Source organism: Paenibacillus sp. FSL H7-0735 (assembly GCF_038008505.1).
Classification (GTDB): Bacteria; Bacillota; Bacilli; order Paenibacillales; family Paenibacillaceae; genus Paenibacillus_AQ; species Paenibacillus_AQ odorifer.
Genome location: NZ_JBBOZH010000001.1, coordinates 349,467 through 364,184 on the forward strand (window position 1 = coordinate 349,467; position 14,718 = coordinate 364,184).

The following is a 14,718-nucleotide window of genomic DNA, read 5'->3' on the forward strand; positions in this document are numbered from 1 at the left end:
AGGAACATTCGCATCTACGCGAATGTTCCTTTTGCTAGTCATTTAAGTCTCTACGCAAGGTAAAGAGATCTTTCAGAGCCTCAGTGGACAGCTCGGTAATCCAGCCTTCTGAGCTGGAGATCACATTGTCGCTGAGCTGCTGCTTATTCTCCAGCATTTCATCAATCCGTTCTTCGAGTGTACCCAGGGCGATGAACTTATGCACCTGGACATCACGAGTCTGGCCCATGCGGTAAGCGCGGTCAGTTGCCTGATTCTCCACCGCTGGATTCCACCAGCGGTCGAAGTGGAATACGTGATTAGCTGCAGTTAAGTTAAGGCCAACACCCCCAGCTTTGAGTGAAAGGATGAATACATTCGGCTGATCAGACGGCGGTGCGTCTGGGCGTGTAGACCCATCTTCCGCAGCAGGGGCTGGTGTCTGAAACCGCTCGATCATACGGTCGCGCGCCTGTTTGGAGGTGCTTCCGTTCAAATAAAGGACAGGTTCGCTCAGCTCCTGCTGGAGAACCGCCTGAAGCATTTTTCCCATACCCACATATTGAGTAAAAATCAGGCAGCGCTCGTCTTCCGCGCGCAGCTCCTTGACCATATCCAGCAGTCTTTCGAGTTTGGAGGAACGGTTAATAAGAAAGCTGGTATCCAGCTTGTTGTCCGTATCCAGTTCAGGGATAGCCTCTTTTGTTACAAGCATCGGGTGATCGCATAGCTGCTTAAGCCCGGTCAGAGCTCCAAGAATTGCCCCTTTGCGCTCAATGCCTTCCAGCTTCTTCATCCGTTCCAAGAGTCCGTTTACGGTCTGATCGTAAAGCGCTGCTTGCTCGGCAGTCAGATGAACATAGGTTTTCATTTCGTTTTTATCAGGTAGATCGAGCTGTATATTAGGGTCTTTTTTCTTGCGGCGCAGCATGAAAGGTTTCACTAGATTTTGTAGGTCCGCTGTACGTTTCGCGTCGTGTTCCTTCTCAATAGCATTCGTGAATCGGTCATTAAAAGACTTGGCGCTGCCCAGATAACCTGGGGTTATAAAATCATAAATGGACCACAGCTCGGATAATCTGTTCTCTATAGGCGTCCCTGTTAAGGCAACCCGGTGTAGTGCTGGAAAACTACGTACAGCAGCGGATTGTTTGGTTTGGGCATTTTTAATATTTTGAGCTTCATCCAGGCAGATCGTCGCCCAAGTGAATTCCTTCAACAGCTCCTGGTCAAGCGCGGCAGTCGCATAAGAGGTGAGTACCACATCGGCTTGCGAAGCTGCGCCATAGAAGAATCCTGCGTCCAGACGGCGGCTTCCGTAATGAAGCATAACATTCAACGAAGGCGCGAAGCGTTGCAGCTCCTTCTGCCAATTGCCTAACACGGAGGTCGGGCAGATGATCAATGAAGGCCAACCTGGTGGGTCGGTCTGCCGCCGGGCTGAGCTTGCATCCGTGTTCTCTTGGATGTGTAGCAGATAGGCGATGAGCTGTACTGTTTTGCCTAGTCCCATATCATCGGCTAGGCAGGCCCCCAGCCCAAAGCGGCGCAGAAAGGTCAGCCAAGCGAATCCTTCATGCTGATAGGTGCGCAGCTCCGCCTTAAGGCTTGCAGGTACGGGCGGCTTAGGCCATTCTGAGCGCTGGCCCAGCTGACCGATAAGGCTGATCAAATGCTCGTTCAGCTCTACCTCCAGACGCAGACGCGCGGCATCCTCTTGCAGCTGCTCTTCCGTAGCTTCAGCGTCTGCCTCTTCACCAGCTCCTAGCAAGTGGAGCTGAAGCACGTCTTGGAAGGACAAGCCTTGCGACTTGTCCATTCCCGCCATGGCTCTTTGGATTTGCGCCAGCAGAGCCGGATCGAGCGAGACCCATTTGCCCTTGAAGCGGACGAGCCGTTCCCCTCTTGCGACCAGCTCGGCAAATTCCGCTTCAGTGAGATCCGCATCGCCGATGGAGATTCGCCAATCGAAATCGATGATCGAATCGAGACCAAACAGCGACTCGCCGCTGCTGCGTTTGTCTTCGCCGGAGCTGATCTTTGCGCGCAGGCGCGGCTTTTTCCGGCTGGCGGCTTCCCACCACGCCGGCAGCAGCACTTGCCAGCCTGCTTCCAGCAGCCGCTGGCTCTCGGCCGTCAAGAACCGCCAGGCGATGGCATCGCTGAGCGGCTCGGCCAGCACATCGCCGCCCGCCGCGAAGCGCTCGGGCGGCAGACTGCCGCGGAGGCGCTCCAGCCATCCCGCGGCCCGTTCATGCACGTGAGCCGACCACGCGGCCGGCCACAAGCCGTACGGCTCGCCGTTATCGGCGAGCCTGATGGGAACAAGCGCGGATTCATCGCGCTTGTCCTGAAGGATCAGCTGCAGCCGCCAATAGGATTCATCCTCATCGGGCTCCAGTAGCTGTAGCGCGGGCCGGAAAGGCGCGGTGTCCGCCTTCCAGCCAATGGCGATAAGCCACGCGGCGGTATCCATGCCCGCTGCAAGTGCTCCGCTTCTATCGAAGAGAAGCGGGAATTCGCTGCGGAGGTCGCCGGCCTCGGCCTCCGTGCTGTAATAGCGCTGCGATACGGCGGCAGAGAACGCCGCACGTAATCCGCGGCTAAATTCGCTGCCGCCATTTAGCGCCTCAAGGGCTCCCTTAGCAGTGTCACTGTCCACTGCCACCTGCGCAAGAGCCCCTTCGTCCCAAGTCCATTGCAGCCTCCCGGCGCGGTAGGCTGAGATGTCGGGAATATACTGTTTGTGCTCCAGACATATTGCCAAAAGTGGCGCCAGTTCTGTGAGCTGGGCGGCATCGCCCTCCCAGCTCCATTCGATATGCGCCAGAAGCTTCTGCTCGGCAAAGAAGGGGATGACCTGCTCAGCAGGAAGAATCACTAGCTCCACGCCTTCGCCAGCTGGCTGCACGGTTAACTCCGTACCATAAAAAGACGCTTCATGCCAGGCGAAAAGCCGCTGCTTAAGCTGCAAGCCCGGCACGAGATCTTCGCGCTCATTCATTCCAAATATTAAAGCATCGCCATACTGGCTTAATGCAAGCCGGATGGTCAGCGTGCGTAAATGCATGTTCATGGTATTAGCTTTCCTTTCCGAAGCTCCTCTTGCAGCGCACGGAGCCTGCTATGCCTAATGGCGAAGGCAGTGAGGAACTCTTCCCAGCGTTCTTCTTGTTTCAGCTTTTTATACAGCTTGGATAATCGTTTCAATAATTTCACAGCCGCTTTGTAGCTATGTCTGTTCTTATCCAGCACAAATCTTTCGGCGGCCTGATGGTAAAAGGGCAGCAGAACCTCAGGCGCATTCTTTTCCACCGGTTGGAGGTCTTTGACACGAAATTCGGAGGGCTGTTTACCGATGGACAGATGATAATCCATCCAGGTCTGCCATTTCTCATAGGTGATTAGCTTCTCTTCATAGACTTCGCCAGAGATAGGTAACATGGTGGCTAGTGTATCCCACATTTGCGGCTCAGCTTCAGGCAGGTGACGAACAGCTTCTTCCCAACTGGTTGAATAGCTATTGAGATTATAGAGTCTGCTGCTCAGCAGTGGACCGATTTGAGCAAGCCAACCCACCAAACGGGACCAGTCCCCTGCATCCAGCAGCGGAGAGGTGAAGCTCATGAGCTCATCGGGATGGAGACCCGGGCGCTCGGCCGCTTTATTCAATAAGTCCCAAGCCTTCTGGTCATCCATCAGATAGTAATACATACGGCTCTGAGCTAACAGCCACGCATGTTGTGAAAGGGAAGCACCTAATTCACCCTCTGCTTGCTGCAGCTGTTCGATTTCATTCAGGTAAAGCTTAGTTCCACCTGTATTTGGATAAATCCAGTTTCTCCACAGCAGATCATAGCTAAGAGAAAAAGAGGGTTGATCCCGTGAGCGATCCCGTGACTCCGTCAACATCTCGCGCCGCAGATAAGATAAAGTATCGATGACATACGGCCATAGATCCTGCTCTTGCTCGGGAGATAGCGGGAGTGTCTTTTTTAATAGACCTGTGATTACTTCCTGTAGTTCTGAGACCGCTACCTGTGTGTAATAACCAAGAGAAGGGGCGTAAGCGGCCTGACCGACGGATTGCGCAGAAGGCTTAGCAAGCTTTTCCAACAGAAAAAGATGAGCATGCAGAGTGAACAGCTTCTCCGTTTCCGGAAGCATTTTCGGTTTGAATTTATTGATTGCAGACAAGGCCCGACTCACATATTCAGGATTTCGGGTGGTATGGGCTAGAGGGGAGACACAGAATTCAAAATACTCCCGCCACTCCGTGATTTTTCCGCCAGCAATGCGGTTGGCCATCTCTTTCATTTGCTGCTGACGAGTTGCATCGGCTCCAATAGAGGCATTTGTTGCTGTGCTTGATATTTTGGGCAAAAAGGATGCAGCTTTAGCGTTGGCCAGAACCTGTACAGATCTATTCTGTTGTTCGGCATAATTCAGCAGCACAGCAGCCATATGTTTGCAATGACCTGATACTGGACAATTACAATGACAATTGGTGAAGCCGTCGAGATCAATGGTGACGCGGTAATCCTCTCTACCTTCAACTAGAGCGTTAATCTTACGAGGCTCCGTCATGGTAAACGGCTGCACTCGATTTTGTTTATAATATTGGAACCCTCGCTTGAGGGTAAGATCATCGAAATAATAGGCGACATTTTGGATGAGCTTACTCCACTGCGTATCATCCATAGCATAGGTTGGTTGCATACAATTGGTCTCCTGTAACGAAAATGGTCTTTATTTGTCTTTCATTATATCACTTCTGCAGGCTTCATCTTTAAATCGTTAAATTTTGATAGCTCGTAAGGAAACTCCGTTTAAAAGCTGGCGTGGAGATGATTAGAAGCTAATGGCTTGTATTGAACGGAAGGTCTGAACATATAATAATCGTACTGCAAGTTGGGTCATGATTATATAGGTGTCATTTACGAAAGATCAAACAAAGGTCAAAATTGGTCAAATAAATAAAAAGAACTAATTTTCTCGTGCGAAATCAGTTAATTCGCCTGAATTTGAGCGATAATCGGCTTAAATCGGTTTTGTTATTCCTCAGTTAGGGGACTATAATAAGGTCATAGGTCAAATAAAGTCAAAGTCAATGAGAGGAGAATGGATAATGTTTGATATGGTTCCTTTTGGTAAACGTAGAGATGATGCTTTTGGTATGCTGGCTAAGTCTTTGAATGATGTTTTTAATGATGATTTTTTTGCACCGATTAAGAGTTCCACGATGTCCTTCAGAACAGATATTCATGAGAGTGAGCAGGCTTACCTGATTGAAGCTGAACTTCCTGGTTTGAAAAAAGAAGAAATCGACATTGATTATGCCAGTCCTTATTTGACGATTAAAGCGGTACGTAAGGAAGAAAATGCCGAGGAGAACAATGAACATCAGATTGTACGCAGAGAACGCCGATATGGTGAATATGTGCGCAGATTCTATGTTCAAGATATTGCAGAGGAAGAAATTCGCGCGTCTTTGAAAGATGGAGTGCTGAAGCTGGAAGTTCCCAAACGGCAAAAAATGCAAGGTAAACGCATCGAGATTCAAGACGGAGATTCTAATTCTACGGGTTCGCAGTCTGAATAAGCATAAATTAAGCGGGATGAACTTCCGCTCAGTCTTTTAGAGATGGCAGCGGGCTTTTAATATAGTGTTATGAAATAGAAGGCGCATTGTAGTGGAGGATTCCGGCTATGGTGCGTCTTTTCTCGGAGTGCAATGGTGGTCGGTATGAGATTAGGGATGGAAAGGAGGAAGCGCGAGTGGCTAGTAAAAGCTATTATGATGCTTTGGGCGTGAGCAAAAAAGCTACTAAACAGGAAATTAAAAAGGCTTATCAGAAGCTTGCCAAAAAGTGGCATCCCGATGTTAACAAAGCCCCTGAGGCAGAGGCGAAATTCAAAGAAGCAGCTGAAGCCTATGAAGTACTTGGTAATGAGGATAAACGAAAACTCTATGATGAAGAGCTGCTTTATGGAGCTCAACGTGGCAGAGCTAGTGGAGGGGCGGCGAGTGGAGCCTCTTCTTGGGATTCAAAATTTGGTGGAAGTGGAAGTGGAAGTGGAAGTGGAAGTGGAAGTGGAAGCTGGAACGGTGGGACTTATTCAACGGGAGGTTCTGGTATTTCGGAGGAAGATTTATTCGGGATGTTTTTTGGAAATCGGGGCTCGGCGGATCGGGCTGGCTTTGATTTTTTCTCGGGAAGTGGAACGGGGCGTGCGAATGGCAATCCGTGGGGCGAGGCCCGCAGTACTATGCAGGCGCAGCTGGATATTACCTTGGAGCAGGCTTATAAGGGCGCCACTGTAAGAGTACAGGTCAGCGACAAAACGGTGGATGTGAACATTCCGCCCAGATCCCATGAGGGTACAATTATTAAAATCGCGGGAAACACTCCGGGTGGCGATGTGCTGCTGGCACTTCATATTCTTCCTCATGATATTTATGAGATTCGCGATGGTGACTTATATGGCATGGTTGAAATTGCTCCTTGGCAAGCGGTATTGGGCGGAGAAGTGAAGGTTCCATTACCGGGTGGCGGCGCCGTGAAATTGAAGATTCCAGCAGGAATTCAGAGCGGTAAAACGCTACGCATCCCCGGCAAGGGCTTAAAACGTGAGAATGGTGCGAACGGCGATATTTTATTTGGTATTGAGATTGTTATCCCTGAACCCACCAGCGAAGCGGAGAAAAATCTGTACCGAAAGCTGGCAGACTCCAGCCCTTTCGAAGCCAGAGCTAAACGTCAAAACACTGGCACCCAGCGGCAGAAGGCGAAAGTGGGTAATTAATAGATAGGTAGAAGAGGTAGAGGTGAGGTGATTTCACTCGTTTGTGATCAACTCTGATTGGTGAATAAGGTGATTTGAATGCTAATTGCAGAACAGTAACTTATTTAGCCACTAACTATAAAAGAGCTTTTCGCTCAAACGGTGAAAGTCGGCACTATACTATGGTGGGAAAAGAAGTGTCTTCGAAAGTGCCTTCGAAAGTACCAAACTGGGATCGATGGTCGAAAAGAAAGTCAAAAGTGCCTTAGAAAGTGCCGAATGGGGCTCGATGTGCAAAAAGAGAAGCAAAAGTGCCTTAGAAAGCGCTGAATTAGGCTCGTTGTTCGAAAAGAAAGTCAAAAGTACCTTAGAATGTGACGAATGGGGCTCGTTGGGCGAAAAGAGAGGCAAAAGTGCCTTAGAGTGCGTCGAATGGGGCTCGATGTGCGAAAAGAGCGGTAAAAATCCCGTAGAATGAGCGCAAATCAGCTAGTTACTCGAAAAGAGCGGTAAAAATCCCGCAGAATGAGCGCAAATCAGCTAGTTACTCGAAAAGAGCGGTAAAAATCCCGTAGAATGAGCGCAAATCAGCCAGTTACTCGAAAAGAGCGGTATAAATCCCGCAGAATGAGCACAAAGCGTTTAGTTACTCGAAAAGAACGGTAAAAATCCCGTAGAACGAGCGCAAAACTGCTAGCTACTCGAAAAGAGCGGTAAAAATCCCGTAGAATGAGAGCAAACCAGCCAGTTACTCGAAAAGAGCGGCAAAAATCCCGCAGAATGAGAGCAAACCAGCCAGTTACTCGAAAAGAACGGTAAAAGTCCCGTAGAACGAGCGTAAACCAGCTAGTTACTCGAAAAGAACGGTAAAAATCCCGTAGAATGAGAGCAAACCAGCTAGTTATAAGAAAAGAACGGTATAAATCCCGTAGAATGAGCACAAAGCGTTTAGTTACTCGAAAAGAACGGCAAAAATCCCGCAGAATGAGAGCAAACCAGCTAGTTACTCGAAAAGAACGGTATAAATCCCGCAGAATGAGCACAAAGCGTTTAGTTACTCGAAAAGAGCGGTATAAATCCCGTAGATTGAGCACAAAACGGCTAGTTACTCGAAAAGAGCGGTAAAAATCCCGTAGATTGAGAGCAAATCAGCCAGTAGTCCGAAATCAACGGTATAAATCCCGCTAAATTAACCTATCCCCGGCCAAAAAGGCCGATTTAATATAATCACTCTTAAATAGAAAGGTGAGAGAGCTATGGATTTCAATAAATTAACTCAAAAGCTGCAGGAAGCAGTGGCTGCGGCGCAGTCGCTGGCATCAGACAGCGGTCATCAGGAGATCGATAATCTCCATCTGTTAAAAGCGTTGCTCCAGCAGCAAGAAGGATTGCTGCCAAGATTGCTGCAAAAGATGAATATCCCTGTGGCTGAGCTGATGCGCAGCACGGATGAATTGCTTCAACGCAAGCCGAGCATCAGCGGGTCAGGAGCAAGCACGGTACGGCGTTACGCCTCGCAATCGCTGATTCATCTGCTGGAGCAGGCGGAGAAGGAAGCGGCGAAGATGCAGGATGAGTTTGTTTCTGTGGAGCATGCTGTGCTGGCCATGGTGTCAGATTCGAGCGGGGAGAATCGTGAGCTAAGGGATCTTTTTGTCCGCCGTGGGCTGACCCGTGAGAAGCTGATGTCGGTGCTTGCTGAGATTCGTGGACATCAGCGGGTAACCAGCCGGGAGCCAGAAGCTACTTATGAGGTGCTGGAGAAATACGGCCGTGATCTTGTAGCTGAGGTTCGCGCGGGCAAGATTGATCCAGTCATTGGTCGTGATGGCGAGATCCGCCGAGTAATCCGGATTTTGTCCCGTAAAACGAAAAATAACCCTGTGCTGATCGGTGAACCAGGTGTAGGGAAAACAGCCATTGTGGAAGGCTTGGCACACCGGATTGTACGCAAAGACGTACCGGAGGGTCTGAAGGATAAGACGATTTTTTCACTGGATATGAGTTCACTTGTGGCAGGCGCGAAGTTTCGTGGTGAATTCGAAGAACGCCTGCAGGCGGTATTGAGAGAGGTTAGCGAAAGCAACGGCCGCATTATTCTTTTTATTGATGAGCTGCATACAATTGTGGGCGCAGGTAAAACCGAAGGCTCGATGGATGCGGGCAATATGCTGAAGCCGATGTTGGCCCGGGGTGAGCTGCATTGTATCGGTGCCACAACGCTCGATGAATATCGCAAATATATAGAGAAGGACCCTGCGCTGGAGCGCCGTTTCCAACAGGTGCTCGTGAGCGAACCCGATGTAGAGGATACGATCTCCATTTTGCGTGGTCTGAAGGAGCGGTTTGAAGTCCACCACGGGGTCAAAATCCATGACAGCGCCCTGGTAGCCGCAGGGGTATTGTCCAATCGTTATATTACGGATCGATTTTTACCGGATAAGGCGATTGACCTAGTGGACGAGGCTTGCGCCATGATCCGCACAGAGATAGACTCCATGCCGGGTGAGATGGATGAAGTGACCCGCCGCCTGATGCAGATGGAGATTGAAGAAGCGGCGCTTAAAAAAGAAACTGATGACGCCAGCAAACGCCGACTCGAAATATTGCAGCGCGAGCTCGCTGACCTGAAGGAGAAGCAGCTAGGGATGACGGCGCGCTGGGAGAAAGAGAAGTCGGCCATCCAAGGGATTCGCGACCTCAAAAAACGGCTGGAGCAAGCACGTAAGGATCTGGTCGATGCACAGGAGGAATATGATCTTAATAAGTCAGCCGAACTGAGCTACGGCATTATTCCTGATCTGGAGCGTCAGTTGAAAGCAGCGGAAGAAGCGGCACAGCAGGATCAGGATACAAGATTGCTACGTGAGGCTGTTACTGAAGAGGAAATCGCAGATATTGTCTCCCGCTGGACCGGCGTTCCGGTTAGCCGACTGGTAGAAGGCGAACGGGATAAGCTGCTGCGTCTGGAGGATACGCTGCATGAACGGGTAGTGGGCCAAGACGAAGCCGTCAGCTTGGTGGCCGATGCGGTGCTTCGGGCAAGAGCAGGAATCAAAGATCCGAATCGCCCGATTGGTTCATTCCTGTTCCTTGGCCCGACGGGTGTAGGGAAGACTGAGCTGGCTAAGTCGCTTGCGGTATCTCTTTTTGACCGCGAAGATGGCATGATCCGTATAGATATGTCGGAGTATATGGAAAAGCATAGTGTCTCCCGTCTCGTCGGCGCACCTCCAGGATATGTTGGATATGAGGAAGGCGGGCAGCTCACGGAAGCTGTGCGGCGTCAGCCTTATACTGTAGTGCTGCTCGATGAAGTGGAGAAGGCGCATCCCGATGTGTTTAACATTCTGCTGCAGCTGCTTGATGATGGACGGCTGACTGATTCACAAGGCCGAATGGTTGACTTCAAGAATACAATCATCATTATGACTTCTAATATCGGTTCACCTCATCTGATTCAAGGCACCGATGAAAAAGGTCAGCTCACGGAAGCTGCCAAGGATAGAGTGATGAAGGAACTGAGTGGTCATTTCCGTCCAGAGTTCCTGAACCGGGTGGATGACATTGTAATGTTCAAGCCGCTGACACTGGGTGAGATCAAGAAAATTGTGGACAAACTGGTGGATGGATTGCGTCTACGTCTGGCAGAACGGGAGATCGGGCTGGCATTAACTGAATCGGCGGTGCGTTTTATCGCTAAGGAAGGTTTTGATCCTGTGTATGGAGCAAGACCGTTGAAAAGATTCATCCAGCGCAGCTTGGAGACACGTGTGGCACGTGCGATTATTGCTGGTGAAGCCGCAGAGGGATCAGTTATTCAGGTAGATGAATCCGGCAACGAGCTTGCGGTAACCATTCTGAAGCCAGAAGTCGATGGGCCACAGAGTTCTGAATTGAGTTCTGAATAAAAAAAGCGTCCACAAAACCGTAACGGCTTTGTGGACGTCCTTTTTATTGTAAGCCTCACTCCACCCAAGGGATTAGATGAGGCTGTTCATCCAAGATGGACATATATTGCTCTTTCCAGCCGTATTTGCCGTCGGGGTCGAGGAGCATATAACGCAGATATTTTTCGAGCCGGAACTCGGCTTTGGACCAACCGAGATGCTTGAGCCGCAGGTTGCTTAGCTGATGAGACAGCTCGAAGATATTTTCCGGGAATCGCCCACAGTGCTGTGGGGATTCATTCCATACATAGTTGAAGTCTTCTTTATAGCGAAGCAAAAAAGGGCGGTAGTTCAGATGAGAGCGCCAGTAGGTATCCTCCCTGTAATGGTTCGCGTTCCATAAATCGTAAAGGCGGAAGCAGAACAGATCGACCCCATCAGCAAACAGCAAGGTATCTATATTTTCCGCGAAGCTGGCTTCAAAGATCTCATCCGCATCCAGACTCAGAATCCACTCGGGATTTGTCTTTAGGACTTCCTCCCACTGCTGTTTTCGCAGCTCAATTTCATTGCTGAACTTGGATTCGGTATTATGCATGAGATGAACGGGAATGCCGTCAAGTGCTTCCAGACAGACAGCTGCTGTATTGTCGGTGCTGCCGTCATCAATAATGACAGCCTCATCGATATATTTGCGGTGTTCCTCCAGAACCTGTCGCAGGAAGCGCCCGCTTTCATTTTTTACAACCATGGTAAGGGTTAGCTTGGGGCGTTTTTTGGTTATAGGAGCAGCTGCAGCCTCATTGGAATTTTCCTCGATGGGTGTGTGCGTCGAGTCAGCCTTTACCCCTGTTGTTTCCCGGATGAAATCTTCAACCTTGCTCAAATCACTATCTCTGTACAAATGAAGGGCAGGATAATGGGTATCAACAAATAGTGGAATGCCAAGGGCTGCGGCACGAATGCAGAAATGGCGATCCTCGCCCCAGTATGAAATGTTCCGGATCTGATTGTAGCTTACCCCGGCTTTTAACGCATGCTGGCTAATCAATGTACAAGCGCCGAGACCCCCCACTTCATAGATTCCAGGATTGCGGAGTTTGGCTATGAATTCATGAAATCTGCGGTTGATCTCCTCGGGTTGCAGTTTTTCGCCGGGAAGTATCTCCCACTGATTGTATTCGTCATGCATCCAGACCTGCGGCTGAAACATGGTATCTGGCTGCCACTGTGTCCAAAATACTTCTGAAATAATATCTTTGTTCGTCCCTATTAAATGTCTTAGCGTATCTGGGTGGAGGATGAGGTCAGAGTCGATCAGGAAGAGGTAGTCATAGTTCAGGGTTTGCGCTCGGTTAATCATGAGGTTTTTGAAGTTGGCGACTTTCCAGACTAAATCAGAACTCCAAAAGTGGGTCGTATCATTGCGAATGTACGCATCGTGAAAGCCGGAGCTTTGAATAAAAATATGCTCACCCTTGCTTTTGAATTCCTGGAGCAGCCGGCTGGACGCTTCATCATCATTGTCATCAATCAGATGGAAATCCAGTTCGATTTGCTCGATATTCAGGCGCAGCAGGGAATTCAGAAATTCTCGCAACACATTGGGCTTTTGATGGATCGGGCTGCCGATTAATACGCGTGTCTTATTCATTGCGGCCTCCTTGGGGGACTCTCCCTTTCTTCCGAGAGGTATAGGTATGTTCTCAATATATTTACAGTTAGATAGTAATAATCCTTATTTCGCAAAGTTCTTATAGTAAATGAGAAATGAGAGTTGGATAAATTGAACTTTTTAGATATATTAATTTTTATGGATCTGCTGTACAATTACCGGATAATTAGATAAGAATGCCAGCCAGATGAGCACAGGAATGAGACAATGGATAAATCACCACAAAAAGCTCAGTAGTTAATCAATCTGTTACTGGCCATGAATCCTCGTGCGGATGTGTTCTGGTATGATGCAAAGGGTAAATACCGACCTCTGCTGGATGGGGATGTTGAGGAAATATACGTACCGGAAGAGACAGCGAAGACTGAAGCTCATATTGGTGGCTGAACAGAGTTTAGGAGAGTAGTCACGATGAAGCTGGTCCATCAAGGTTTTTATAACGGTCTGACTTTCCAACGTGTGGTTCGTGGATTTATTGTCCAAGGGGGTATTGCGACCCTTGGCATACTGTATTCGGAAGAGTCATTTCAGGTATGGACCATGTGGATACTTTAAAGCGTGGGGATGAGTCATGAAAAAGGTCGGAATTTTCAGTTCCCTCAATATTACATTAATGTGAAATGCTATCCATTGTAATTCCTAGTATCCCGATATACAATATAAAAAACAAACAAAGACAATATAGACACGGGGGAGAAACTTATGCGTAAAGGATTATCTGGAGTTATTACTTTGGTTTTGTTAACATTTTTGATTAGCGCGTGCTCCGGGGGAAATAACGCCGCTTCCACAAATACAAATCAGACGCCTACGGCTACTGAAGGATCGACAGCAAGCACTGAACCAAAAGATGGTGGCAACTTAATTATTGGGGTCGCTGCAGATCCTGTCATTCTAAATCCGAACTATGCTGGTGATCGTGTCAGTCTGACGATTGACCAAGCGCTCTACGCGCCATTGTTCCAAGTGAATAACGGAGAGAAGACCTTCTACTTGGCAGACAGCCTGACACTTTCCGAAGATAACCTGACTTATACATTGAAACTGAAAAGTGGACTAACTTGGCATGACGGAGAAAAGCTTACAGCTGACGATGTCGTGTTCACGATTGATAGCATCCTCGATGAGAAGCAAAACAGCATGTTGAGAGCGAACTTATTCATCGGTGATAAACCCGTTAAGGCAGTTAAGGTGGATGATCTGACTGTAGAGTTCAAGCTTCCGCAGGTCAGCCCAGCTTTTGAAGCTACACTAGTGCAAGTATTTCCGATTCCAAAGCATATTTTTGAGAATGAGACGGATCTAGAGAAAAGCACCAAGAATGCTGCTCCGGTTGGATCTGGCCCATTTAAATTTAAAGAATACAAAGCAGGCGAATATGTTACACTCGAGAGATTTGATAACTACTTTGGTGGCAAACCACATCTTGATTCTATAACGTACCGGATTGCTAAAGATACGAATGCTGCGAATCTCGCACTTCAGAATGGTGAGATCAACATTAAATATCTAGATCCACAGGATGTTGGAACGATTGAGGCTTCGAACAATTTTGAAATCCTGCCTTATAGTGAAGGCCGATTGTCCTACCTGTTGTTCAATGCAAACAGTGATAGAGGTGCTCTTGCTAAAAAAGAAGTTCGTCAAGCCTTGTCTCTAGCCCTAAGTCGTGATGAAATCATTCAGGCTGCTTATACCTCTAACGAGTATGCAGACCCGGCGAAGTCCTTTTTGACTCCGGATGCATTGTTCTATACTAATGACGTACCTTCTTTTGATAATGATGTAGAAAAAGCCAAAGAGCTTCTGCAATCGGCAGGGGTTAGCGATCTGAAATTGAGATTGATTGTATCGAGCGGTAATAAAGCTCAGGAAGCCATTTCACTATACGTGCAGCAAAAGCTAAAGGCCATTGGCGCTGAAGTTGAACTGCAAAATATGGATGCCTCGGCATATGGTCAGAAATTCAGTGATATGAATTCAACAGATTTTGAACTTGCGATTGCAGGTTATATTATGGGTTACGATCCTGATGCTTACAGAATTTTGTATACATCTACTGCAGACTCTAACTACTCGCATTATAATAATGCTGAAGTCGATAAGTTGTTCAATGATGGTGCAGGAGAAGCAGATGTGACTAAACGTGGTGAGATCTATAAGAAGATCCAAGAGATCATTGCTGACGATGCACCGATTTATCCAATTGCTAATACTAAGACTATTGTAGCTGTCTCCAAGAACTACGGCGGTCTAGAAGAAGCAGTCTTGAAGCCTGTCGTTATTTTTGAAGATTTATCGAAAATCTACCTTAAATAAGAACGGGAAAAAATAAGCTGGTCAATCCAGCTTATTTTTTTACCGATATAGAACTGGGAGAATATACGT

General features: G+C 48.3%; 9 protein-coding genes and 1 pseudogene. 6 read left to right on the forward strand and 4 right to left on the reverse strand.

The window, feature by feature from the left end; genetic code table 11:
* Positions 1-34: 34 nt before the first annotated feature.
* Both NSS82_RS01625 and NSS82_RS01630 read right to left on the reverse strand, forming a co-directional pair.
* Positions 35-3,055: a DEAD/DEAH box helicase gene (locus NSS82_RS01625; RefSeq protein WP_076274128.1), complete on the reverse strand. Its 3,021-nt coding sequence runs from the start codon at positions 3,053-3,055 to the stop codon at positions 35-37.
* A complete protein-coding gene (locus NSS82_RS01630) occupies positions 3,052-4,698 on the reverse strand; it encodes an SWIM zinc finger family protein (RefSeq protein WP_076274127.1) in 1,647 nt (548 codons plus the stop codon). The genes NSS82_RS01625 and NSS82_RS01630 overlap by 4 nt, the downstream gene beginning before the upstream one ends.
* Before the next feature lie 409 nt (positions 4,699-5,107).
* Between NSS82_RS01630 and NSS82_RS01635 the strand changes: the two genes are divergently transcribed.
* Positions 5,108-5,581 (forward strand): Hsp20/alpha crystallin family protein, encoded by a 474-nt coding sequence (locus NSS82_RS01635; RefSeq protein ID WP_076101144.1) that lies wholly within the window; start codon positions 5,108-5,110, stop codon positions 5,579-5,581.
* 176 nt (positions 5,582-5,757) lie between these two features.
* Positions 5,758-6,786 (forward strand): DnaJ C-terminal domain-containing protein, encoded by a 1,029-nt coding sequence (locus tag NSS82_RS01640; protein WP_178944358.1) that lies wholly within the window; start codon positions 5,758-5,760, stop codon positions 6,784-6,786.
* Positions 6,787-7,352: 566 nt separating this feature from the next.
* Here the strand turns inward: NSS82_RS01640 and NSS82_RS01645 are convergent.
* Positions 7,353-7,859: a hypothetical protein gene (locus NSS82_RS01645; RefSeq protein ID WP_143761429.1), complete on the reverse strand. Its 507-nt coding sequence runs from the start codon at positions 7,857-7,859 to the stop codon at positions 7,353-7,355.
* A 162-nt stretch (positions 7,860-8,021) separates the two neighbouring features.
* Here NSS82_RS01645 and clpB point away from each other — a divergent pair, with 162 nt between their 5' ends.
* Positions 8,022-10,676 carry an ATP-dependent chaperone ClpB gene (gene clpB, locus NSS82_RS01650; protein ID WP_076274124.1) on the forward strand — a complete coding sequence of 885 codons (2,655 nt, stop codon included), beginning with the start codon at positions 8,022-8,024 and terminating at the stop codon, positions 10,674-10,676.
* A 55-nt stretch (positions 10,677-10,731) separates the two neighbouring features.
* Here the strand turns inward: clpB and NSS82_RS01655 are convergent, their stop codons facing one another.
* Complete coding sequence (locus NSS82_RS01655; protein ID WP_076101149.1) at positions 10,732-12,309, reverse strand: glycosyltransferase family 2 protein; 1,578 nt, start codon at positions 12,307-12,309, stop codon at positions 10,732-10,734.
* A 279-nt stretch (positions 12,310-12,588) separates the two neighbouring features.
* Here NSS82_RS01655 and NSS82_RS01660 point away from each other — a divergent pair, with 279 nt between their 5' ends.
* The 3 genes and pseudogenes from NSS82_RS01660 (at position 12,589) to NSS82_RS01670 (ending at position 14,649) form a co-directional block, all read left to right on the forward strand.
* Positions 12,589-12,717 (forward strand): hypothetical protein, encoded by a 129-nt coding sequence (locus NSS82_RS01660; protein ID WP_256718652.1) that lies wholly within the window; start codon positions 12,589-12,591, stop codon positions 12,715-12,717.
* 27 nt (positions 12,718-12,744) lie between these two features.
* Positions 12,745-12,905: pseudogene (locus NSS82_RS01665) on the forward strand (peptidylprolyl isomerase); the annotation flags it as partial.
* A gap of 127 nt (positions 12,906-13,032) precedes the next feature.
* Positions 13,033-14,649 carry an ABC transporter substrate-binding protein gene (locus NSS82_RS01670; protein ID WP_076141416.1) on the forward strand — a complete coding sequence of 539 codons (1,617 nt, stop codon included), beginning with the start codon at positions 13,033-13,035 and terminating at the stop codon, positions 14,647-14,649.
* Positions 14,650-14,718: the final 69 nt, after the last annotated feature.

Bases quoted from the DNA above. Each gene is read 5' to 3' on its own strand.
- NSS82_RS01630 (WP_076274127.1), bottom strand. From the start codon at position 4,698: ATGCAACCAACCTATGCTATGGATGATACGCAGTGGAGTAAGCTCATC.
- NSS82_RS01670 (WP_076141416.1), top strand. From the start codon at position 13,033: ATGCGTAAAGGATTATCTGGAGTTATTACTTTGGTTTTGTTAACATTT.
- NSS82_RS01635 (WP_076101144.1), top strand. From the start codon at position 5,108: ATGTTTGATATGGTTCCTTTTGGTAAACGTAGAGATGATGCTTTTGGT.
- clpB (WP_076274124.1), top strand. From the start codon at position 8,022: ATGGATTTCAATAAATTAACTCAAAAGCTGCAGGAAGCAGTGGCTGCG.
- NSS82_RS01660 (WP_256718652.1), top strand. From the start codon at position 12,589: ATGAATCCTCGTGCGGATGTGTTCTGGTATGATGCAAAGGGTAAATAC.
- NSS82_RS01655 (WP_076101149.1), bottom strand. From the start codon at position 12,309: ATGAATAAGACACGCGTATTAATCGGCAGCCCGATCCATCAAAAGCCC.
- NSS82_RS01625 (WP_076274128.1), bottom strand. From the start codon at position 3,055: ATGAACATGCATTTACGCACGCTGACCATCCGGCTTGCATTAAGCCAG.